The following is a 24681-nucleotide window of genomic DNA, read 5'->3' on the forward strand; positions in this document are numbered from 1 at the left end:
TCCTTCTTGTGTAGGTAGTGTTTTTTTAATGAAAAGGTTAACTGGCTCGTTCGCTCATCAGAATGCGAGCGTAGTGCCAAATGAAAATCGAGAAAGCGGTTATCCAGCAAAGGGCACTGATATCCCAGCTTAATACTGGCATCTGTAATAGCGGCAGAATAAACCTCACTAATGTGCCGATAAATATCAAGGCAAAAGCGATGTTGATGGATGGATGTGGTTTAAGTGGTCTGCCTGTATGGCCTAGGGATACTCGAGCGATCATCGCGAGAATCATGCCACCTATGGTGCCAATAGTGATTAAGTGGAGTGCATCGGCAAAGCGTATTAAGTCGGTAAAGTAGCTTAGTCCCAATGCGATAAGTCCAAGTCCAAGTGCGAGGTAAGCCGCATGCAGTGACCAAAGTAGTGGGACTTTTCGTGTAGAGATTGGATCCCAGTACCATAACCTCAACAAGTGGATAGTACCGGCACTGATTAAGACAATGGCTGGAGTGAAAGGTAGCTCAACAAAATAGCCGCTGAAGAAGATACAGGCGCCGATAATGGTGACCACTGGCAGTGCCTTGTCGAGGATAGGCGTTGCTACCACTTTAGCATTGCTTGCACCGCGTCCAGTAAAGAACGGGATAACTCGGCCTCCAACGATGCCAACTAGCAGTCCGAAAGTTAAGATCGCCGTGCGGGCTAGGTGTAAAGCAAGCTCATTATTGCCGCTATAATCGGCAATTAAAAAACTCATATTAAGCAGCATTATTACTGAAAGTAGTGGAATAAATTGATAGTTTCGTCGACTCTTAGCGCTGATAACCATAGAGGCCAGAAAGCCGATACAGGTTAACCACCAAACACCTTGTAGGACGATAGCGAGTACCTGAACTCTAGGATCGTCACTCCAGAGTAAAAGGCGAACTGCCAACCAGATTAACGTCAAGTTGAGTAAGGTGGCTCCATTGATACTGCGCTTATTGGTCCAAGTTTGTGCGGCTGTCAGCAGAAAAGCCACCGCGATGGTTGCACCAAATCCAAATAACATCTCATGAATATGCCAAGCAACAGGCGTTAACCCTGCGGTAGCCAGCGCGGGAAGGTATCCATGGAGAAAGAGAACCCACAACGCAATACTCAACACCGAGCTTAAGGTACTGACGAGAAACCATGGACGAAAAGCAAGATCCCAGAGGGGTTGCTGGGTCAATCTAAGTATCTTAGGCGACAACTTAGCACTCTCTTCAAGTTCTCCTGTTGAGTTGAGTTGTTGATTGAGCCTTGTTTTGCTGCTCTGCTGCTTATTTGGTTCATTTATCATATGGAGGGATTTGCTCATCTACTGCTCTTATTCATCAAATGCTAATTAGAAATAGTGGTCTATGTTGGAGATCTTTAAAGTTGAATATTGCCTAATCCATGTAAGCCGATACAACGCATCACGTAACCTATTTTGACTGCTGTAGCAAAAAGAATGAGCGCAACATGGCTCGCTACTTGTGTCCATAAAGAGAAGTATTCATCATGGGTATAGCCAATAACGATGCAAATTATGATGCCTATCATGGCGATGGACATAGCGCCGTTACCACTGAGCAGAACCCGCGAAAAATTCCGCTTATATTGTCTTGTTAAGGTGTCACTGTTAAGGCTAGACCATGTCGTTGAAAAGTGTGGTTGAGTTGCTGTGTGTGCTGTATTCATACGTAGACTCCTTAAAGTTGACCCGGTTGATTGCTGCCTATTGAGTGAGGATTCACCTAATGCTGTTTTACAGCTTCATCGCTTAATCGCTTCCTCTTCACTCTTTCACTCTTTTTATAAAGCGAATACTGTGCCAGTTATTTAAATTTCTGATTTAATTGGTGTTTATTATGTGAGAATGATAGTGTGAGTCATTATGACTACCACTATAGTGTAGTCATAATGACTCTTGTGATGCCTTTTGTATCAACTCATGCTAACGTGTTGCTCACAGCAGTAAATCAATGAAACAGAGAGGTAAATGATGGGAGAGGTCTCTTCGCAAGCCCTGATAGAGTTAGCACTGGATCTGGCCAATAGTTTAACCACCAAAGATAGATTCGAACGGTTACTGAGTACCATTAGGCATGCGGTGGAGTGTGATGCTGTGGTGTTACTTGATGTACAGTCAGGCTTTCTCAAGCCTTTGGCGCAACAGGGTCTGACACAAGATACCTTAGGCCGTCGCTTTGAAATTACCGCTCATCCAAGATTTGCCGCTATTTGTGAGTCATCGACTCCCATTCGTTTTGCCGCCAGTAGTCCATTGCCAGACCCTTATGACGGCATGTTACTCGCCCATGAAGGTGACTTACCTGTTCATGCCTGTATGGGATTGCCCTTGATGTCTGATGGGAGGTTAATTGGAGTGCTCACACTGGACAGCATGACCCCCAATGCCTTTGATAGTATTCCCAAGGGCAGTTTAGACGTGATCTCCGCCATGTCGGCAGCGACATTGAAAACCGCCATCTTATTGCAAGAACTGGAGCATCACTCCCTGCATAATCAGCAGGTGGTGGCTGAGCTGACCCATGAGGCTTTGGTTAAAGATGGTGGCGAGCTTATTGGTAACAGCCTTGTCATGCTTAAACTTAAGCGCGAAATCGACATGGTGGCGACGTCTGATTTCTCCATTCTTATCGAAGGGGAAACCGGTGTCGGTAAGGAGTTGGTGGCCAGAACGCTGCATCGCCAATCCAAACGAGTGGAAGGGCCGCTGGTGTACGTTAACTGCGCCGCGTTACCGGAAAGCCTTATCGAGAGTGAGTTATTTGGTCATGTAAAAGGCGCATTTACCAGCGCAGACCGAAGCCGAATTGGTAAGTTTAGTTTGGCTGATGGCGGAACCATATTTCTCGATGAGATAGGTGAGTTGCCACTATCGGTGCAGAGTAAATTGCTAAGAGTGCTGCAAAACCAAGAGATTCAAGTTGTCGGTAAAGATGATGTCGAACGGGTCAATGTTCGTATCTTGGCGGCGACGAACCGCACACTGAAACTGGAGGTGGCTGAGGGACGTTTTAGAGCCGATCTATATCATCGCCTGAGTGTATATCCTATTTCTGTTCCTCCACTGCGCTCCCGTGAAGGTGACGTTACCCTGCTCAGTGGATATTTTATCGAGCTAACCCGAAGAAAGTTAGGCATGCAGCAACTCACTTTGTCTCCTTCTGCTTTAGAGGTGCTTAACCAATATGCTTGGCCTGGCAATGTCAGGGAGTTGGAGCATGTGATTGCTCGCGCCGCTTTGCGAGCAAAAGGCAGCGCAAGGTCTGTGATTGTTCGTATCGGTTTAGCGCATATGGAGCACCTAGTCGCGACACAATCAGAGCTATTAAGTCCGAGTCAAAAACCTAGTTTGTCGTTGCCAAGCGAGCAGAATTCAGATCAAACTTCAATGGTAGAAATTGACACTAACCTGAAATTGGCGACTGAAGCATTTCAGCGGCAGGTGATCACTCAAGTCCTCTGTGAAGTCGAAGGAAACTGGTCTGCAGCGGCAAAACGTCTGGAAACCGATAGAGCCAATTTGAATCGATTAGCTAAACGGTTAGGGATACACGTGGCTAAGAATATCGTCACGGATAGTTGAAGGATGAATACTTTAATGGCAGTAAATTAATAGGTTAAGTTGCAGCGACATAGAAAAGAGATTAAATCGATATGAGGAAGATTGCATCGCTAACCGTTAGCTATTAGCTTGAGCTTCATTAATTAGAACCGGAAGATAATAAAATGAATAATACGGCTTCGGGGAACAAGCAGGGTTTTCCTAGAACATTTTGGATTGCAAACGGGGTAGAGCTATTAGAGCGTGCAGCCTATTACGGGGTGTTCATTGTGATCACCCTCTACCTGTCTCGCATCTTAGGTTTTACTGATGTTGAAGCCGCTTGGTTAGCGGGATCTTTCTCCGCGGGCTTATATTTCCTCCCGACATTTACCGGTGCACTGGCTGATAAAATGGGCTTTCGAGGAGCGTTGTTGCTCGCGTTTGGTCTTCTGACTGTCGGTTATGCGGGGCTGGCGATTTTCCCTGCGTTACTCGAAGGACAAGGTTTGGTCGAGTATGGCAGAGAGGTGGCTTATCACGGTTTAGAAGAGGCTGATATTCGCTGGGCGATTATCCCTATTCTAGTTATTATCATGATTGGTGGCTCATTTATTAAGGCCGTTATCACGGCTACAGTTGCCAAATCCACGACCACGGCTAATCGAGCAAGAGGGTTCTCCATCTTCTATATGATGGTTAACATCGGTGCTTTTTCAGGTAAAACCGTGGTTAAACCCTTGCGTGAGTCTATGGGGGATTTGGGGTTAATTAATCTTAACTATTTTGCTGCTAGTATGACGTTAGTGGCGTTTATCAGTATCTTCTTTTTCTTTAAAAATGCTGAATCGAACACTGAAGGGAAATCCCTCGCTGAAGTGGTAAGCGCGTTAGGTAAAGTGTTAACGAATGGCCGCTTGATCGCGCTTATCCTCATTATTACTGGTTTTTGGATGGTGCAACATCAGCTGTACGCAACAATGCCTAAATATGTATTACGTATGGCAGGAGAGGGAGCATCACCGTCTTGGTATGCCAACGTGAATCCTTTAGTCGTCTTCTTAACGGTGAGTTTTGTGACCTCATTGATGAGCCGAAAAAGTGCACTTTTCTCTATGACGATAGGTATGTTTATCATGCCACTTTCAGCGCTCTTGATGGCCTCGGGCAATATGCTGGAGGGGAATATTGATCTGGGCTTTATGCAGATGCACCCGATTGCAGCCATGATGATTCTCGGAATTGTATTTCAAGGATTGGCTGAATCCTTTATCTCACCGCGTTTTCTTGAGTACTTCTCTTTACAGGCGCCAAAAGGGGAGGAGGGACTTTACCTTGGTTTTTCACATCTTCACTCGTTTATCAGCTCCTTATTGGGTTTTGGTTTGTCTGGTTACCTGTTACAAGCTTACTGCCCGGATCCACGTACCTTCGAGTCACATGAAGCTTGGGTCAGTGCATCGGCTAATGCTCACTATATCTGGTATGTGTTTGCAGCGATCGCAACCGTGTCAGCAATCTCATTGATCATTTATGGTTATGTGATCAAGAGATTGGATGCCGATAAGCTGGTTGAGGCAGAGCCAGCAACAGCCTAAATGTGCTAATAATAACATCATCAAAGCCCTGTTGATTCGGGGCTTTTTTGTTTATCTTCATTATATATTTTGAATATATCACTATCCCTCGATGCTTTTTTTGAGTAAACTCCCCGCGATTAATCGACTTGCTACACTGTTGTCTAACTTGTTCTACTCAAAGGTGTGAACTCTATATGAAGCTTTATCGAATTGCTGTGTGCGTCATGTTGTTGATGCTATCTGGTTGTGGTGTGATTCAGGATTACCGTCAATCGCAGATGTTTAGCACTTTTGATGATTTTAGACCGGGCCCAGATGGTGGCAGCGATCTTATTTGGTCTAAGCGTGGGATAAAAAGTATTAGCGATCTTAATGGCATACTTAAAGAATATGACAGTGTCATTGTGGATCAAGTGTGGCTAGTATTGGACGATAAGACACGTTATGACAACTTATCTGAGCAGGAAATTGTCGAAGTTTCTGAGTATTTGATAAAGAAAATAAGAGAGAAAGCTTCAACCCGTTTTAAGCTAGTGGACACGCCGCAAGAGAAGACATTAAGAATAAGTATTGCCCTGACAAACATTGAAACCCCTAATCCTATCTTGGCGGTTACAAGCAGTATTCTTCCTTTTGGGCTCGGGATCTCAACGATCTCTAAAGTGGTCACTGGCGAGCATACCAATGTGGGCAGTGCCACTATCGAAATGATGATCAGTGATGCCACGACAGGGGCGCCAATTGTAGCTGTTATCGACAGAAAAGCGGGCAGTAAAGATCTCAGTACGATGATCGATTCTACCGATGATGCACGTGATGCGATTGATTGGTGGGTAGAAAGGATCGCCTTAACCTTAAAAGGCCAAGTGGCTGGCTAGTTCACTTCTCTGAATTAAGCACGTACCTAGCTGCTAATCGTTGCAGCTAGATGTTACTGTTAGATGTACGTAAAACTTCTCCCACTTTTGTTTCTTTCTTGGTTGTTTATCTCAGTAACCATTAAGGATGCGAGCAACTCATTTCAATACTTGCTATAATCACGCCCATTATTATCTAGCCCCAATATTGTCTATTTCACACGATGAGACCTGGCTCGATAAATTCGATTGATATCAGCGGTATATCTAAATCATAGATTTAATTGTCGCTTTCATGATGAGTATTTCGTCGTGATAAAAATAGGAATAGACCTTGAGCCAAGTTACCCCAAATGCAGACAGTAATATGTCATTCTCGACATTAACGCTAAAACCTGAACTAGTAGATAACCTAAAAACCATGGGTTACGACTCGATGACGCCGATCCAAGCGCAGAGTCTACCAGCAATACTCAATGGTGAAGATGTTATCGGCCAAGGTAAAACTGGCTCAGGTAAAACAGCGGCCTTTGGTTTGGGTCTATTGCACAAGCTAGACGTAAAGCGTTTTCGTATTCAGTCTTTGGTACTTTGCCCAACGCGTGAACTTGCCGATCAAGTGGCGAAAGAGATCCGTACTCTTGCTCGTGGTATTCACAATATTAAAGTATTAACCCTGTGTGGCGGCGTGCCAATGGGACCGCAAATCGGTTCTCTTGAACACGGTGCTCACATTATTGTTGGTACTCCTGGTCGTATTATCGACCACCTTCAACGTGAGCGTTTAAACCTTGAAGATGTCAATACCTTAGTACTTGATGAAGCGGATCGTATGCTCGAGATGGGCTTCTTACCAGATCTCGACTACATCATGGCTGAGATGCCACGTGAGCGTCAGACATTGCTGTTTAGTGCGACTTTCCCTAAGCAGATCCAGAAGGTTGCTGAAGAGATCATGTTTGAACCAGTTATCGTTAAAGTGGCTTCGACCCATGATGACAACACCATTGATCAGCACTTCTATCAGTTAGAAAGCAATAAAGATCGTCAAAAGGCGCTGCGTTTACTGCTGCTTCAGCATAGACCAGAAAGTGCCGTGGTTTTCTGTAATACCAAGCGTGAAACTAAAGATGTCGCAGCTACCTTAGCCAATGACGGTTTCAGTGTTGTGGCATTACATGGCGATCTTGAGCAGAGAGACAGAGATATCACCTTGATGCAGTTTGCTAACAAGAGTGCCTCAGTCATGGTGGCGACTGATGTTGCGGCCCGTGGTTTAGATATCGAAGCGCTAGACATGGTCGTTAACTACGAGTTTGCCTATGACACCGAAGTGCATATTCACCGTATCGGTCGTACAGGCCGTGCAGGCAGCCATGGCGCTGCATACACTTTCTTTAATAGCGAAGATGACTACAAGGTTAAGCTGTTAGAAGAGTATATGAATCGTGACATCGTCAGTGAAGCACTGCCACCAGAGAACTTGTTAGACACCTTACCGACTCAGCCTAAAATGGTGACTTTGCAGATAGATGGCGGTAAGAAGAATAAGGTTCGTCCTGGTGATATCTTAGGTGCATTAACTGGTGAAGATGGCATTCAAGGTTCTGAAGTGGGTAAGATTAAGATCACTGAATTCCGCTCATATGTTGCGGTTGATCGTAAAGTGGCTAAGCGCGCTCTGCATAAGATCACTAATGGCAAGCTTAAAGGTCGCACTTACAGAGCGTGGGAAATGCGTTAGTTTACTAGACTAAGCGTTGGGACTAAGTTTTCTGGCTTAAATAGCAACGTCTTGCTACATAGATAATAGAAGGGAGTGAACTCATGTTCATTCCCTTTTTTACACATGGAAGTGATGATCCCTGATCGCAGGGATAGCGATGGAAGGGATTTGTTACTTGTTAGATAACACGTTTCAAGTCCTCTTTTAAGTAGACATTACTGGGTTAAATGTATGTTTGGTGGTTTATCACAACGATGGCCTCATGTTTAATTCTAGCCAAACATGTAACGACTTCAATGACACGCTATGGCCCCATCCTTGGGCACTCTATCAAAACTTACCTGTTTTGCCGCGTTCACACCAAAGTGATTACCTTTTCGTTTTGAGTGATAGCTAACAAGCCTGGACCCTGTGCTATTAATATAATTGAACAGCATAGGGTGTACCGGGAAGCTCTACATCTCGGTTATTCGCAGTGGCGGGAACATAGGAGTCTAAGGCATAAAAAGCTCCAGTACTGAGGTTTCCATCTAGGTATAACAATAGGGCAACTTGGCGGCCATTTTGATCATGACCAACAGCTGTTAGCACTCCGGTTTCATTGGGGCCAGGCTGTGCAAACGCCGTTTGACCAATGACCGAATCTTTTACGATGATTTGGGTGCCAGTTTCATCCGTGAATGAAAAGCCAATATGTTTACCTGGAGTCAGTTTATACATATCAAGCCCGGCGGCCAAAGTCAGCACTAAATCTGACACATCTCCTGTACTGACATCGGTTCGATGAAGCCTGCCATTGGATGTGAATACATTGTTGCCTGTGGCATAACTAAACACACCAGAATGAACAGGGTAGTTAACTTGCTCAGGGTATTCTAAATCATCAGTAATGCCATCATTGTCACTGTCCAAGTCGAGATAATTAGCTTGTCCGTCAGCATCACTGTCAGCATATTTATCAGGGTTGTATGGAGACCCTGGTAACTCTATATCTCGGTTATTTGCAGCGGAGGGAACATAGGAGTCTAAGGCATAAAAAGCCCCGGTACTGAGGTTTCCATCTAGGTATAACAACAGTGCGGTTTGGCGACCATTTTGGTCATGGCCGACAGCAGTTAGCACTCCTGTTTCATTGGGGCCAGCTTGTGCAAACGCAGTTTGGCCAATGACTGAATCTTCCACGATGATGTGAGCGCCTGTTTCGTCGATGAATGAAAAGCCAATATGTTTTCCTGAAGTGAGTTTATACATATCCAGTCCAGCTGCTAAAGTGAGCACTAAATCTGACACATCCCGTGTACTGACATCAGTTCGATGAAGCTTGCCTTTTGAGGCGAATAGATTACTGCCTGTGGCATAGCTAAATACGCCAACATTAACAGGGTAATTAACAAGTCCGGGGTATTCTACTTCATCAGTGATACCGTCATTATCACTGTCTAAATCGAGGTAGTCAGCTTGTCCATCACCGTCACTATCAGCGTATTCATCTGGGTCGTATGGTGTACCTGGAAGCTCTACATCTCGGTTATTTGCAGTGGTAGGTACATAGGAGTCTAAGGCATAAAAAGCCCCGGTACTGAGGTTACCATCCAGATATAACAGCAGGGCAACTTGGCGGCCGTTTTGATCATTGCCTACGGCGGTCAAGACACCGGTGTCATTGGCCCCGGGTTGTGCGAAGGCCGTTTGACCTATTACGGAGTCCTTAACGATGATTCGAGTGTCTGTTTCATCCAAAAACGAAAAGCCAATATGTTTGCCTGAGATGAGTTTATACATATCTTGGCCGGCGACTAAGGTCAGCACTAAATCTGACACATCCCGTGTACTGACATCAGTTCGATGAAGTCTACCATTTGATGTGAATAGGTTGCTGCCAGTGGCGTAACTAAATACGCCAGTATTGATAGAGTGCTTAGCAAGTCGAGGGTATTCAAGGTGATCAGGGATCCCATCATTATCAGAATCTTGATGCTGATTTAGTAGAAGCTGTTGTTCTTGAAAAGAGTTAAAGAGTGATTGCAGCTCATCTATAGGATCAACATTGCGGTCAAGGGGGCGAGCAACCAGATGCATAAATGGCATGGCAATATTATCATTTGGCTTAGCTATACCTAGATAAGCTGAAGCAGAAGAGGTTTGCTTGCAACGGCTATCGGCCTCATTTTGCTTGGCGGCTTGCAATGCAGCCATAAGCTTATGGCTTAAGTCTCCTTCCTCACTGATAAAAGCGTGCTCTATTGAGCTTAAAATTGAGGGACCAGATAATATATTTCCAGCGATAGCGTAGTTGCTACCAATGATATGATTTTTGTAGTCTCCGGAGCTTTGTCCGGTGAAAGCTGAGCTATCTACATCTCCTTGACTGTCGATAGTTGTGGCTAGATTTTGACGTATATCGGGGCGGTTTTGAGCGTCATTTTGTTTAAGCCATTCGATAAGTTCTGTTGCTTGCAGGTTGTCTTGTATGTGAGAAGTAGCATTGCTGTTATTGGCGTAATTAATATAACTTTGGGTATTTACAGCGCCTTTATTTGGCACTAGTTTAGCCACTCGGGAAAGATCAAAATTATGAATGCAGGTGGCGATTGCAGTGCCTACTTCTCGTGTTTTTGGATCTACAGCCACGATTGAAAAGGTCGCGTAACTTACTTTACTGATGATTAAGCTAAACAAAATGAAAATTGTAATGTAGGTATTTTTGGTCATTGAGATCATCTTTTACAAGCATTAGGTTGCCAGATTGTAACGTGAAATGTCTAAAATCTTCTTGGTGGCAGAGCATTAAGTCTTATTTGTATGTTTTTTGCAGGTTAGTTTATCAAGTTTTTAAGTTGATTCTGGTGTTATGTACTGCAGTGTTGCTTTTCGTTGCGAATGAGGGGGACGCTAGTATTCATTAGAAGTGTGATCAGAAAAAGCAGTAAAGTGTGCATGGCTTCATCACCAGCACCGCTTATGGTGTGATACACGGAGGCGTTGTCTTTCATCGTGAGGTCAATGAGATGAACATTCGACACTGACTAACCTGGTGCTGCTTTTTTCTCTTCATACATTTTGTGATCAGCGGTAGAGACTAAGGCATCTACATTTTTCCCATCGGTAGGGTAAATGGCTGAGCCCATACTGGCACCTAAATTGAAATCTATACCGTTGATGGCGAATGGCATCTTTATCCGATCTTTTAATAGAGTGGAGAGGTTTTCAAGTTCTTCATTATTGGTGACATTTTTTATCAACACACAAAACTCATCGCCTCCCATACGGCAGACTAGATCCGTTTCTCGGGTGCAGCTGGTGATTCGCTTTGCAATCTCTTGCAGTACCCAGTCCCCATATTGATGGCCATAGGTATCATTTATTGGTTTGAACTTGTCCAGATCAACATAGATCAATCCAAAAACGGCGCCAAAATCCTTTGCTCTGTTTTCTATTTCCACCGCTTCTTCTTCAAATTTACGGCGGTTGGCCAAACCGGTTAGTTCATCATGGCGTGCTTGATGTTCTATTAATGCCTGCATCTCCATCATCTCAAGCATCTGCTCTTTTAAGGTAATGCTATAGGTCACTTCATTGAGCGCACTTTCAGACATCTCTATGGCTTTGCGGATCATCAGAGTGAATCCCAACAGTAAAAACAAGGATGAACAAGCGATAACACCTTTGCTGTGGTCATCGAATCGTGTGACCGTATGGAGGAAAATCATGGAAAGAATGAGCATGCCATAAGCAATGTAATATTCTGGAAAGCTAATATTACTGACAAGAATAACGGCAAACAAACACACGAGAAAAATGTAATAAAGCTGTACGTGATCCAATGGAACATCGGCCAACAAAATGAAAGGACTGACACTAAATAAAAAGGCGATAAACAATCCAAAAAAAAAGCGTTGGCTTAGCCTTTTTTTGAGTGTTGCATGATCAGCTTTGAGTGCCACTTGCTCATTGCATTTCTTATCAATCATGTAGATTATTGCAATGGATAATACAAATGAAAATTGCCAAATAGCGATTAAAATCAATGATTAACCTAAGTTGTAATGGTAAGTAGCTAAGATAAATGAGGCAATAAGCAGTAGAGGTGAATTCTTGATACTCTGGCTAAAATAACGATCAACCCTTGCCATATAGACACGAGTTTCAAATTTATTGATTGGTGCAGATGATAATAAAAACAGGTTGTTTTTCATTGTATCCTAGAGAGCCATTTGTAGTAGGTCACAGCCTTACCCTGCTGTACTTATTTATTATAGGTGCTCCAGAAAAAGCTAGGGTGAAAAGAGTCATGATCTAGAAAAAAACGCTTCAATCTATGTTGTATCTCTTCAAAAAAACCTTCATGAATAACTCACTGCTTAGTCATAAATCACTCCAAAGACCTTCACTGTTGAGCCGTGCTTAACTGTTGAAAATCTGTGCGCTAAAAGAGGTGTAAATTCTGTTTATAGTAAAGTTATTTATGTTGAAAAATATATGTAGTTATTAATAGTGAGCAAAGTCAAAAGTTGAAATAACAGTGATTGAGTATAAATAACGATAAGTGGTAACGTCATAAATGCATTAATAAAAACATGGCTGAAATAAGTTTGTATTCACTTTACACATTTATAATAGGTGTGTTTCCTGATTAATTAGAAATGAATATTAGCTTATTAAATAATAGTTGTAATTAAACTGTTTGTTAATTGTCACTAAGTTGCGACTAAGTGTCGGTTTAATTGTGGTTTTTTGTGGTTGTATTTCGATAAGATTTTATTTTTTTGGACTGATTAATATAAGTATTGATTCAGGTGATGAAGTTAATTTTTATCTTTAATCCTATAAATACAAAAAACACTAAATAAGTAATATCTAAAATGTGGTGTTGAACAGCGCAGCCAGTATTAGCAATAGAAATAATACGGCATGAAAAACAATAAAAATACCTAAGCTAGAGAATGAAGCTAGAAGTGAATTGGCACAAGCTCAAGTGCTGGTTTAAGTATTAACTTTAAGAATATAAAATGAAAATCAATAAAATAACGGCGTCTCTTGCTCTTCTTTTAGCCTCAACATCGACATTAGCGGTTGCTGGTGTGGGTGGTGGGATAGAGTTTACCTACGATTACAGCGACTTCTCTCCAGAACTTCAAGATCGTAAAGGTGATATCTCTTTCTCACAAGTCGTACTGACATATGATGACTCTTTTGGAGAAAACTCGGAGTACGGTGTGTCTGTTAATTACCGTTTGAAAAGTGGCTACGATTATTTAAAGCATGGTTACTTTTGGTATAAGGCTAATGACGATCTTACTTTTAATGCGGGTTTAATCCGTAAGCCTGCAGGCAGTAATAACTTAACATCTCATAACTGGTGGTATTCATTAAACTACTACTACGGTATTGAAGATGATTACGGTTTAGGTGTCTCCATGGACTATCGCTATGCAGATGGATTCCAAACTGAAATTGCTTATTTAAGCAGCTCAGCTTATGGCGATGGTCGGGATTTTGCGGGTACTGTGTCGAAAGCGACTTATGAGGATATGGATTACAATTCAACACGCTCTAATACTATCGCAGCTCGCCAATCCTACCGTTATGATCAAGACAACTTTGCATTATTAGTCGGTGCTTCGGTTGAGTATGGTCAGCTCTATGACGACGTCGCTGGTGAAAATGGCGATAGCTTCAACTATACCGCTTTCTTTGATGCAACCTATGAAGGCTACCAACTGCAACTGCAATATGCTGCAGTAGACTTTGATCAATACGATGATGGTTTAATTGATACCGATATTGTTATCATGGGTTTAGGTAACGGCACTTACGGTGCAGCTGCCAAAGCCAATACGATTGCTGCTAACCTTTCAAAAAAGGTTCCTACTACTTGGGGCTCAATTACCTTCTACAATGACTACTCAGTGGTTTCACCTGACTTGGCTGAATTTGATAAGTCTTATGTGAACACAACGGGTATGTATATCAGTTACGGTAAATTTAATATCTATGTGGATCATTACTTAGGTAAGAATGCTGTGTGGTTAGGCGACACTGCTCTTGGATTAGCTGATGATGCCGATGACAGCTGGAACAGTCGCTTTACGATTGCCCTGTCTTATTATTTCTAGTCACTATTTCTAGTCACTATTTCTAATAACTATCTTCTAGTTTTTATCATTTAGTATTAGACAATAAAAAAGCGGGTTGCCATTGGCAAACCCGCTTTTTTTATTCAATGATTATTAATCATGATTAACTTGGATTATTCAGTCTGGCCTGAATCGCTGCTTTAACTTCTTCATTAGCAAGTAACAGCTCATCTTCCTCTTTGTCACGCATAAGCTCATCAAAGGCAACACGAGCCGCTTGTGATTGCTCAGAAGCCTCTAACTTGCGCTCTTTAGCTTTCATTGCTTCTTCGCCTAACCTGCGTAACTCATTGATCATTTCATCGGGTGCATCACCAAGCTCTAAGCTTGACTCGCCGCGAGAAAGTGCTTCTCTGCGTAGCTGTTTCTTGAGCAGCCAGATGGTGTCTAGCGCTTCACGTTCAAGGTCTGCAGCCTCAATTGCGCTATCACGTAGTTGCTCGAAGCGTGCAAGGGCTTGACCCTCTTTGCTCCAAGGGTCCACATCAGGTAGCTCAGAAATGTGGATCACCGGATCCACATAATCATCTTGATTACTCAGGTCAAAACTTGCGGCTTTAACACCAGATATCATCAACATGACAGCAATGACTAACAAGGGGAGTCCCCCTACAATCGCCGCTGTTTGCAATGTGGCTAACCCACCCATAAACATCAATGCCGATGGCATTAAGGAGAGGGTAAAGGCCCAGAATAATCGGTTCCAACGCATCGGATCTTCAGTGACATTATTCTGTACAACTGACGCCAGAATATAAGAGATAGAGTCGAAGGTCGTTGCGGTGAAGATGATACATAACAGAGTAAATACAGCGATGACAACAGTGCTAAAAGGAAGTTGTTCCAAAATAGCAAAGATAGCGCGAGTCGGGCCGTCGATATTCAAGATGCTGATCACATCGAGTTGTCCGGATAGCTGTAACGACAGTCCGTAGTTCCCTAAGATCATAAAGTACATTGAACAGCCGAGTGAACCAAAGAATACCGCACCTGCGACCATGCCTTTGATGGTTCTTCCGCGTGAGATTCGGGCAACAAACAGTCCCATACTTGGCGCAAAAACTAACCACCAAGCCCAGTAGAAAATAGTCCAATCCTGTGGGAAGTGAGTATCTTCAAACGGGCCCATGCCGCCGAAAGGTTCAGCCCAAGTCGCCATCACAAAGAAGTTAGAGAGCATGCGGCCGATTGAGTCCAGACCGGTTTCCAACATAAAGATGGTTGGCCCACAAACAAGTACAAAAGCTAATAGGGCTAACGCGCCCCAGAAGTTAATGTTACTCAGTACCTTAATCCCTTTGTCCATTCCTTGATATGAGGAGTAGGCAAATAATGCGGTACATAGCATCAGCACGCCAATTTGACTGCCGGTCGTTGCTGGAATGCCAAACAGGTAACTTATTCCTTCGTTAATTAGTGGTGCAGCTAAACCTAAAGTGGTTGCAGCGCCGCCTAACAAACCAAAAATAAACAGGATGTCGATAAACTTACCTAACTTACCAGAACTGTTCGCTTCGCCAATTACAGGCATCAATGCCGCAGATACTTTCAGTACAGGTTGCTTACGAACATAGAAGAAGTAGGCGATGGGAATTGCTGGGATCATATAGATACACCAAGCAATCGGTCCCCAATGGAACAGACCATAGGTTGCTGCCCAGCGAATCGCTTCTTCACTACCAGCTTCTAGCTGGAAAGGAGGGTTTTGGTAGTAATAGGCCCACTCAATGGTTCCCCAGTACAAAATACTGGCTCCGATACCACCGCAGAAAAGCATGGCTGCCCAAGAGGCTAGCGCAAATTCAGGCTTCTCATCTGGGTCACCTAGTTTGATCTGACCAATATCGGAAAAAACGATATAGATCATAAAGAAAAATGCAGATAAGCCTAGACCTAAATAGGCAAATCCTAATTTATCGGTCATGAAAGTTTTTGCTACAGCAATCCATGCTGCTCCCTCATCAGGGAAAATAATCAAGGGTATGACTACAGAGAAAAGAAGGATTAACGCACCGAAAAATGTTTGCTTATCGATGAGTTCGAAGTGTTTTTTCATTTTTATTTATTTTCCGTAAAAACTGAAAACGTTATTGATAGAAATGCACAACAAGGGCTTCCCTTATCTTGAGGAAAGACAGGGTTTAGTCTGGTTTAAGTGCTGAAGTTTATTAGAGTTGCGTATTTTGAAATGCTGGTGTGGCTTGTTTACCTGAGTTAGTAGTGGAGCAATATTAATTTAATTTAATTTAATGTTAATTGTGGTTTTTGTCGACAGACTTATCTCTAGATTGAGCATGAAGTGTGATGCACATCTGATTATCTTAATTGTTTGAGATCACGTGCTAGTCGGAAAGCTTTCTTTGTTTAGTCAGGTCTTATATTGAGTTGAGTGTTTAGTGCCTCTGAGGGGCTACACTCTGAGTTGAGGACTTTCTTATACTGATTGGTAAAACTACGAGGTTGTTAAGATGAGAGAAAAAATTGAGTTTCCCAGTAAAGATGCCATTTTAGCAGGCTTGTTGGAGCGGCCTGATGGACAGGTTAGTGCCTATGCATTGTTCGCCCACTGCTTTACCTGTGGTAAGGATATTGCTGCCGCCTCACGTATCTCTCGTGCATTGGTTCAACAGGGCATTGCTGTTCTCAGATTCGATTTTACTGGCCTCGGTAATAGTGATGGTGATTTTGCCAATACTAACTTTTCCTCCAATCTTGACGATCTTAAAGCAGCAGCCGATTTTTTAAGGTGCGAATATGAAGCGCCGCAGTTGCTTATTGGTCACAGCTTAGGTGGTGCGGCGGTGTTAGCCATCGCCAATCAGATCCCAGAAAGTAAGGCGGTTGTGACCATTGGGGCACCTGCAAGTCCTGAGCATGTGGCGCATAATTTTGCTGCGTCAATGGATGAAATTCAGTCCCAGGGGTTAGCCCATGTCAATTTAGGGCCACGACAATTTACCATTAAAAAGCAATTTCTGGATGATCTGGCGCAACACGCTAAGCAGGCTTTCAATCTGGATAAAAAAGCCCTGTTAGTGATGCACTCACCCGTCGATGATACGGTCTCTATCGATCAAGCAGAGAGAATATATACCCAAGCAAAACACCCTAAAAGCTTTGTCAGCTTAGATTCAGCAGATCATCTGTTAACCAACAAAGCGGATGCGACTTATGTCGCCAACGTGATTGCCAGTTGGAGCAGTCGTTATCTGGACTCTTCAATCTCCCCTCAGTCGTTACAACAAGTCGCTTCGGGACATCTTCGAGTGGAAGAGAGAGATCATAAATTCACCCAAACCATCATCAGCGACAGTCATATCTGGTTGGCTGATGAGCCAATCAAGGTTGGGGGCAAAGATTTGGGACCGGATCCCTATGAACATCTACTGGCGGCGCTTGGTGCCTGTACTTCTATGACCATGCGCATGTATGCGGAGCGAAAAAAGTGGCCGCTGCAAGATATCAAGATAGACCTTACTCACAATAGAACCTACATAAAGGACTGTGAAACTTGTGAATCCGGTAAAGGGCAGTTAGATACCTTGAGCAGGAAAATAGAGTTGATTGGTGATCTCAGTGACGAGCAAAAACAGGCCTTGTTGGTTATCTCTGAAAAGTGCCCAGTGCATAAGACGTTGCACAGTAAGTTAGTCGTGACCACAGAACTTAAAAATTGAATGAATCCTGTTATGGATCCAGCTAAGTTAAAAACCCTGTTGGCTACTTGTTTTGCATTATTGGCATTTGCCGGCAACTCTGTTTTTTGCCGTTTGGCATTAGGTGATGAAGCCATTGATGCTGCAAGTTTCACTGCCATTCGGTTATTGTCTGGCATCTTGGTGCTCGTGATTATCTTGTTACTGGCTAAGTTTATCCAGAAAAAACAATCATCAGCTGAGCTTAGTGACAGTGAGGCCAAGGGATCTTGGTTGGCTGGTTTCCTGCTCTTTCTGTATGCGGTGACGTTTTCATATGCCTATATCTCTCTTGATACTGGGATCGGTGCGTTAATCCTGTTTGGTGCGGTGCAGATCACCATGATCTTGATAAGCATACTTTCAGGTAATCGGTTGCATTATCTTGAGTGGACTGGTGTTGTTATCGCTTTTAGTGGGTTTGTTTATCTCGTACTGCCGAGTCTGAGCACGCCATCAATGACAGGCTTTATCTTAATGACGATTTCAGGTGTTGCGTGGGGTTTATATACCGTCAAGGGCAGAGGCTGTACAGATCCAATCTCAGATACGGCTTATAATTTTATGCGAACATTACCTTTCATCGTTATTTTGCTTGTTGTCACCATTCAAAATGCCAATCTGTCTCAAGCAGGTGCGATATTGGCGGTGATGTCTGGTGCAATAGCCTCTGGTATTGGTTATGCCGTCTGGTATTTTGCCATTAGAGGCTTGTCGGTAACACAAGCAGCAGCGGTGCAGCTTTTAGTGCCAATTATTGCTGCGATTGGTGGCGTACTCTTCGCCAGTGAAGTGGTGTCGCAGCGTTTGGTTATCGCCTCATTTATGGTGTTAGGCGGGATCATGTTGCTGGTGTTGGGGCGCGCTTACCTCAATAGAACTTCAGATTAACATCGAATTATAGGTTCATTGATTTTTTACACCTACTGAATGGTGAATTTATACTCAAATCTCCCCTTCTCTTTCTCAACTTCCCCCATCCAAGCTTAGATAACGGCATCTGAGTTTGATTAGCGAAACTTGCTGCTTATTTATCATTTATTGAAGTAAATAACTTTTATCGTCTTATTTTTGAGATTTATGTTCTTAAATTTGATCATTCTTGAAGTCAATATAGTCATGTATGCTGATTTTGAGGTCTTTGCTCTGAGTAAAAGATCTTAAAAGTTGAATATATATTCAGCAGAGAATAGAGGGGCGAGTCAATTGGTTTGTGTAAGCCATGAAGTTTTATGATTCCCAATATCCCCCAACTCAAAGTCTAAAATCACAAGCAGCTCTATTTGGGGTTGCCGACTCACTATATGGGAAATATGAGAATGAAGAAGAGACAACTATATACTGCAATTCTACTTGGCCTCTGTGGAACTGCTAGTGCTGTACACGCTGAAGATACTCTGAAAGCTTACACTTCAACTTTACTTGAGCTTGATGATGCTGATGCAAGAGCCAAAAAGATTCGATTAATCTACACAGTGCAAAATGTTTGGAATCAATCCCATGTACCTACTGGGGTTAAAGAAGTTAAGTTGATACTTAAAGGCGGCTCAGGTTTCGACATGACTGATGTTCCCTCTAAGGCAACCATGTACGAATATACTTACGGAGGAGATTATCGCTACTCTGTGCCAACGGCTTTCAAACTAAAGGTGGGTTACGTAAGTGGCTCTCCCTTAAGACATATTAATCATGCGCCAGCAAACACCATTGGCACAGCCAGTGTGAGTGAAGCGATTGGTTTTAACTTAGGTTTTACCGCTGGGCAATCGCCAAGTATAGGTGGTGGGATCGATTGGAGTCACCGTGTGACCTATGACCAGGCGGAGTTTGAGACTGTTGCTGATTTTAGTCAAAACAACGATACCATAAGCTGGAATATTGAGAACAAAACGATTCGAAACAATACGCCGCCTAAAAATTGGTTATTGTCGAGTTGGACGAGCTGTAATTCAGGTAATTTAATCGATAAGAATCAGCTTCCGGTGGTGATGAGATCTGACTTTAAACCTGAAGCAGCAGTGGTTTATAGAAAGAATGTCTTAGAAGATGGTCAAACGAGTACTCGATTTAACTTATATGCAGGTTGGAAAAAAACGGATTATTACTTTGGCCGAGATTGGTGTACTTGGTACACAGATTTTACTTGGAAAAACCACAATGATAGTAGCAGTTGGACCCAGATTGAGCGTCAGGTTAACGTGAGTTGGGCGGATAATCTATACATCTAGTCACCTAATAGTTATGAGACTCTCTATCGGCATAGGCTAGGCCTTTGTCGGTAGAGAACATATCTTCATCGTAAGAGGGGAAATAGTGATGCAACCAGTTAAATTGTTGCTAGGAACCGCATTTCTGGGTGTCTTTTTAGTCGTGGGTTATCTGTATCTACCCAGTTCGAGTGAGTACCAAGTTAAGGATGAACAGAGGTTAATAAGCACCAAGGAGATGTTCGACGTCGATAGGCCGCCGATTCCCAGTGTGGTTCGTCAGGTGATCTCAAATGTCGAGTCTCTAGGTGTTGATATTGAACCGGTCGAAGAGAGCAGTTGGGTATCTGAGCCGATTAATGAGTTTAGTACTGAGCTTTATGAGTTTATTGAAGCTGAAGGCATTAAGTACGTGAATACGGTTAATTATCCATTTGATAGTGAAACTGAAAGCGAGTTAGCAAGAATTTCAAAGTCAGGCGATATATTACTTTTTGACAATACTGAGCCTGAGTACTTAGCCAGTATAGGCGTGAGTCATATGGATATTGTCTCAGACTACTTTGGCACAGCGAGTGAAGGGGATGCCCTTATTGCGAGCGGAGTAAAAAATCCCGATGGCGGAATACATTATCTAGTGCTGCCCATTAGCGATAAAGGGGATAAACAAGTATTTTTGGAGGACGTGAAACTGGCGGTTTCCCTCTTCAAAGCGGAGAAAGCGAGGTTAATAGAACCGAGTAATAATGAGCAAACAGCCTCAATCACCCCTTAGTCATATCTGTGGCCAGACTCACTGGCCACGTTTTCCAATTTCCCACTTAACCTGAACTCGGGATAGTGAGTGTCAGTACAATCTAATATATCATTTTAAATCAGAATCTTACCATCCATCTTAATTCTCATATACCTAACCGTTTTGCTCGATGCCGAGATTATTGTCTATATCAAGGCGAGGTTTCGTACGTAATAGCTGGCTATTGCTAGAAACCTCAACACAGATAGGGGCGATAATAGCGGTATTATACCAATCAGTATAAGAAGTTGATCTACTCAGAGTGTTTTTTGGCAAACTAATTCAAGGCGAATGGATGACATAATGGTTGTTCCCTTGTGAGTTCATTCAACGCAGAAGTAGGCAGTCAAAAACACTCCTTACAGGCGAGTTTTAGCGGTTCTGATGCTGTGTTAACGAGCTTAACCGTAGAATAACTATGCTCTTCACTCGCTGCCTTGCCTCAGAACCGCGAAACTCTCGCTGAGCGATCAAATCTTTATACTGATTGGTATTAGGCGGCACTGCTTATCCCCAGTTCAGGTTACCTAGTATGGTTTAGCTAACTTCTTGGCCAGATAATCTATCAAGAGTCGGGTGCGATAGGGAACGGGTTTGCTCGGCCAGAGTAGATTGATTAAGCGATGTTGCGGCTGATACTGAGGCAATAGTGCGACTAACTCCCCTTTCAATAACTCCTCTTTGATATAGAGTTTGGCTAAATAGCCGACGCCATGTCCAGCTAAAGCTCGACTAATACACAGGGCAACATCATTAGAGATAAAATCACCCTGAGGGTAATAGTCGACTAATCCAGTTTCAGTTGATGTAAATTGCCAATTACGAATGGGGGAGAAGATGATTTTAGGCAACATATCTAGCTCACTTAAGGTATTCGGTTGGCCATACTCCTCAATTAACTTAGGCGATGCTACTAAGATATATTCCGCTTTACCTATGGTTTTACAAATAAAGCCAGAATCTTCTAAATCGCCAAAACGCATGGCGAGATCAAACTGTTTCTGGTTGAGGTTGCAGCGTTCATTACTTAGGTCAAAATTCACCATAATATCCGGATGTTCAGTAAAGAACTCATCGAAAAACTTCTCAGTAAATAAGCGGGAGATGAAGTTGGTTGGGGCTACAAACATGACGCTGCCTTTATCACAGTAGTTCTTTACCTCTAAGGAGCTGAGGATCTCCTCTAAATGTTCAATCGATGGCTGACAAGAACTTAAAATCTCGTTTCCCGCCAAAGTGAGTGTTAATCCATTCTTATCGCGGAAAAATAAACTTGTGCCTAAGCTCTTTTCCAATTGGTTGATTTTACGGCTTATGGTGGCTAGCGAGAGTCCGAGTTGGTTAGCAGCATCGTTGAATGACTTGAAGCGGCAGATTTTGACGAACAGTGAAATATCATTAAGCACGAGATAACCTCCTAGAGGGCAAAACATGTGTTCCTACGGAGAAAAAACAGGTAGTGAGCTAATCGGAGAGGTCATTTGGTCTGAGTTTATGTGTTAAACACTCCTACTACATCGTGTGTTACTTTTATGAGCTTTAATCAAACCTATCACTCTTAGTCTACTTCTACCCTATTAATGGATGAATAAGAGATTAATAGCGATAAATATCTAGCCCTTTAGGATCGATATCCGGCTTTACATTACTGACGAGATCCGCGAGTAATTTTCCTGAGCCACAGGCCATGGTCCAGCCAAGGGTGCCGTGACCTGTATTGGTAAATAAGTTTGATATAGGTGTTTTACCGATAATCGGCGTGCCATCTGGAGTCATAGGCCTGAGTCCTGTCCAAAACTCGGCTTGCTCCATATCACCACCTTGTGGGAACAGATCATTGACGACCATGGCGATAGTCTCTCTTCGCTGCTGACTTAAATCGAGATTATATCCCGAGAGTTCCGCGGTGCCAGCGACACGAATACGTTGATTAAAGCGGGTGATGGCGACCTTATAAGTTTCATCCATCACCGTCGACACTGGAGCGTACTCGCTATTAAGCACTGGCAAAGTTAATGAATAGCCTTTCACGGGATAGACCGGAATAGATAAGCCTAATGGCCGTAATAATGAGGCTGAGTAACTGCCCATTGCGACCACATAAACGTCAGCACTGAGCTCACCTTCGCTGGTCGATACCGAACTTATTGTGCCGTCAATCTGGTAAAGACTGTTGATTTCGGTGCCGAATTTAAAGGTAACGCCCGCTTGTTTAGCTAAGGTGGTTAACTGCTGGCAAAACAGATAGCAATCACCGGTTTCATCATCGGGTAGACGCAGCCCACCAACAATCTTGTCTCGCACATTGGCTAACGCAGGTTCTGCTCGAATACATGCCTCGACATCCAGCTCTTGATATCGAGTGCCACTTTCTTGGAGCAGTTTGATATCTTTGGCCACCGCTTCTATCTGGGCATGTTGCCTAAACACTTGTAAGGTGCCTTGCTGACGCCCCTCGTAATCGATGGCATGATCTTGTCTCAGCTGAATTAAACAGTCGCGGCTGTAATTGGCTACGCGCAACATGCGAGACTTATTTATTTGATAACTGGCTTGATTACAGTTAGCCAACATTTTACTTGCCCAAGAGATGAGTTCTGGTGAAATGCTGGGTTTGATTTTTAATGGCGCGTGTTTTTGAATCAACCATTTTAACGCTTTGGTGGGGATGCCAGGCGCAGCCCATGGAGAGGAGTAACCGTAAGATATCTGACCGGCATTCGCAAAACTGGTCTCTTCAGCGCTATGTAGCTGACGCTCTATCACGGTAACTTCATGGCCTGCTTGTGCCAGATACCAAGCCGAGGTTAAACCAATAACCCCACCACCAAGTACAAAAACCTGCATATAATTCCTTACGGATAGAGAGACTCACCTGAGATTCAAGGTATTCCCCTTTTGCACTCAATTGAGTCATTGAGTGGAGAAAGGGGGTTTTGGCTAAGTTTAATCGAGTTAATTAGCGGAACTAGCCTCGAAAATATCGTTGTTCGACGAAAGGCATTTTGGCTATTTGCATCGGCAGCATCTTTCCTCTGACCTCGGCAAAAATCTCTGTATCTAAGCGTGCATAGTGAGTCGCGACATATCCCATGGCAACGGGGAATCCACAACTGGGACCCGCAGTGCCGCTGGTGACAATACCTATCTTTTCGCCTTCGGCATTAAACAATTCGGCTCCTTCACGGACTGGTGCCCTGCTTAGTCCTTTCATGCCAACACGTTTGCGGCTGACATCTTTGGTAGCAATTTGGTCGAGTATGAGTTCTGCGCCGGGGAAACCGCCAGCACGCAGTCCGTCAGTACGACGGTTTTTACTGATGGCCCAGAGCAAACTGGCTTCAACAGGAGTGGTGGTTGTATCGATATCATGGCCATATAAGCAGAGCCCAGACTCAAGCCTAAGGGAATCTCTAGCACCTAATCCTACCCATTCAACTTCAGCTTCTGCGAGCAAAAGGCGGGTTAATCGTTCTGCGTGTTCAGCGGGAATCGATATCTCGAAACCATCCTCTCCTGTGTAACCGGCTCGGCCAAAGATACACTTAACCCCAGCGAAATTGAGTACTTGTGAGTCCATAAATACCATGGCAGAAGATTCAGGAACGTGCCTTGCCATGACACTCGCGGCTAAAGGGCCTTGCAGTGCCAGTAGCGCTCTGTCTTCAAGTACTTCAAGAGTGACATCTTCAGGTAGATGAGCACGTAGGTGGGCAATATCTTGGGTTTTACAGGCGGCATTCACGACCACAAAAAGATGATCGCCTAGATTACTGACCATAAGGTCGTCCTGTAACCCGCCTTGTTCATTGGTGAAGAGTGCGTAACGTTGCTTACCTTGAGGTAAATCAATGATATCCACCGGAACCAAGCTCTCTAGAAATTTGGCAGCACCAGTGCCGTGCAGCCTAAGTTGACCCATATGAGAGACATCAAATAGCCCAGCGGCAGCGCGAGTATGTAAGTGTTCTTTTTTAACGCCTAAGGCGTACTGAACTGGCATATCATAGCCAGCAAAAGGCACCATTTTAGCGTCAGCTTCTAGGTGTAAATGATAACAAGGGGTCTTTTTTAGTGCTTGTGTCATGCTCAACTCCGTAAACCGCCCAGATCAATCA

General features: G+C 43.5%; 17 protein-coding genes. 9 read left to right on the forward strand and 8 right to left on the reverse strand.

All coding sequences use genetic code 11. The features are described from left to right. Positions 1 to 37 precede the first annotated feature (37 nt). Together FN961_RS18885 and FN961_RS18890 are read right to left on the reverse strand one after the other, a co-directional pair. Complete coding sequence (locus tag FN961_RS18885) at positions 38 to 1327, reverse strand: NnrS family protein (protein ID WP_144041734.1); 1290 nt, start codon at positions 1325 to 1327, stop codon at positions 38 to 40. Between the two features lie 56 nt (positions 1328 to 1383). Further along, on the reverse strand, positions 1384 to 1692 hold the full coding sequence (locus FN961_RS18890) for a hypothetical protein (RefSeq protein WP_144041735.1): 309 nt from the start codon (positions 1690 to 1692) through the stop codon (positions 1384 to 1386). Positions 1693 to 1996: 304 nt separating this feature from the next. On the opposite strand from FN961_RS18890, the gene norR reads away from it, so the two are divergent. The 4 genes from norR (at position 1997) to dbpA (ending at position 7746) form a co-directional block, all read left to right on the forward strand. Beyond that, complete coding sequence (gene norR / locus FN961_RS18895; RefSeq protein WP_144041778.1) at positions 1997 to 3607, forward strand: nitric oxide reductase transcriptional regulator NorR; 1611 nt, start codon at positions 1997 to 1999, stop codon at positions 3605 to 3607. Positions 3608 to 3750: 143 nt separating this feature from the next. Then, the gene (locus FN961_RS18900) at positions 3751 to 5163 is read left to right on the forward strand and encodes an MFS transporter (protein ID WP_144041736.1); all 1413 of its coding nucleotides are present in this window, start codon (positions 3751 to 3753) and stop codon (positions 5161 to 5163) included. 176 nt (positions 5164 to 5339) lie between these two features. Beyond that, entirely contained in the window at positions 5340 to 6023 is a 684-nt protein-coding gene (locus FN961_RS18905; RefSeq protein WP_144041737.1) for a DUF3313 domain-containing protein, read from the forward strand. A gap of 346 nt (positions 6024 to 6369) precedes the next feature. Beyond that, the gene (dbpA, locus tag FN961_RS18910) at positions 6370 to 7746 is read left to right on the forward strand and encodes an ATP-dependent RNA helicase DbpA (RefSeq protein WP_144041779.1); all 1377 of its coding nucleotides are present in this window, start codon (positions 6370 to 6372) and stop codon (positions 7744 to 7746) included. A gap of 399 nt (positions 7747 to 8145) precedes the next feature. Here dbpA and FN961_RS18915 read toward each other — a convergent pair whose 3' ends face one another. Beyond that, positions 8146 to 10440: a DUF1028 domain-containing protein gene (locus tag FN961_RS18915; RefSeq protein ID WP_185972838.1), complete on the reverse strand. Its 2295-nt coding sequence runs from the start codon at positions 10438 to 10440 to the stop codon at positions 8146 to 8148. A 314-nt stretch (positions 10441 to 10754) separates the two neighbouring features. Next, the gene (locus FN961_RS18920; protein ID WP_144041739.1) at positions 10755 to 11699 is read right to left on the reverse strand and encodes a GGDEF domain-containing protein; all 945 of its coding nucleotides are present in this window, start codon (positions 11697 to 11699) and stop codon (positions 10755 to 10757) included. Positions 11700 to 12737: 1038 nt separating this feature from the next. Between FN961_RS18920 and FN961_RS18925 the strand changes: the two genes are divergently transcribed. After that, positions 12738 to 13844, forward strand: a complete 1107-nt coding sequence (locus tag FN961_RS18925) for a hypothetical protein (RefSeq protein ID WP_144041740.1) — start codon at positions 12738 to 12740, stop codon at positions 13842 to 13844. 124 nt (positions 13845 to 13968) lie between these two features. Here FN961_RS18925 and FN961_RS18930 read toward each other — a convergent pair whose 3' ends face one another. Next, entirely contained in the window at positions 13969 to 15921 is a 1953-nt protein-coding gene (locus FN961_RS18930; RefSeq protein WP_144041741.1) for a BCCT family transporter, read from the reverse strand. A gap of 412 nt (positions 15922 to 16333) precedes the next feature. Between FN961_RS18930 and FN961_RS18935 the strand changes: the two genes are divergently transcribed. From FN961_RS18935 to FN961_RS18950, 4 genes are all read left to right on the forward strand, one after another. Beyond that, a complete protein-coding gene (locus FN961_RS18935) occupies positions 16334 to 17542 on the forward strand; it encodes a bifunctional alpha/beta hydrolase/OsmC family protein (protein ID WP_144041742.1) in 1209 nt (402 codons plus the stop codon). A 12-nt stretch (positions 17543 to 17554) separates the two neighbouring features. After that, positions 17555 to 18451, forward strand: coding sequence for a DMT family transporter (locus FN961_RS18940; RefSeq protein WP_229814740.1), 897 nt, complete (start codon positions 17555 to 17557; stop codon positions 18449 to 18451). Positions 18452 to 18879: 428 nt separating this feature from the next. After that, a complete protein-coding gene (locus FN961_RS18945) occupies positions 18880 to 19788 on the forward strand; it encodes a leukocidin family pore-forming toxin (protein WP_144041744.1) in 909 nt (302 codons plus the stop codon). Positions 19789 to 19876: 88 nt separating this feature from the next. Further along, a complete protein-coding gene (locus FN961_RS18950) occupies positions 19877 to 20542 on the forward strand; it encodes a topoisomerase I (protein ID WP_144041745.1) in 666 nt (221 codons plus the stop codon). Positions 20543 to 21090: 548 nt separating this feature from the next. Here FN961_RS18950 and FN961_RS18960 read toward each other — a convergent pair. The 3 genes from FN961_RS18960 to gcvT all read right to left on the reverse strand — a co-directional run bounded on the left by FN961_RS18960 (position 21091) and on the right by gcvT (position 24650). Then, positions 21091 to 21969: a LysR family transcriptional regulator gene (locus FN961_RS18960; protein WP_185972839.1), complete on the reverse strand. Its 879-nt coding sequence runs from the start codon at positions 21967 to 21969 to the stop codon at positions 21091 to 21093. A 190-nt stretch (positions 21970 to 22159) separates the two neighbouring features. After that, positions 22160 to 23410: a D-amino acid dehydrogenase gene (locus tag FN961_RS18965; RefSeq protein ID WP_144041747.1), complete on the reverse strand. Its 1251-nt coding sequence runs from the start codon at positions 23408 to 23410 to the stop codon at positions 22160 to 22162. 121 nt (positions 23411 to 23531) lie between these two features. Further along, on the reverse strand, positions 23532 to 24650 hold the full coding sequence (gcvT, locus tag FN961_RS18970) for a glycine cleavage system aminomethyltransferase GcvT (RefSeq protein ID WP_144041748.1): 1119 nt from the start codon (positions 24648 to 24650) through the stop codon (positions 23532 to 23534). Positions 24651 to 24681: the final 31 nt, after the last annotated feature.

The sequence above is a fragment of the Shewanella hanedai genome, assembly GCF_007197645.1.
Lineage (GTDB): Bacteria > Pseudomonadota > Gammaproteobacteria > Enterobacterales > Shewanellaceae > Shewanella > Shewanella hanedai.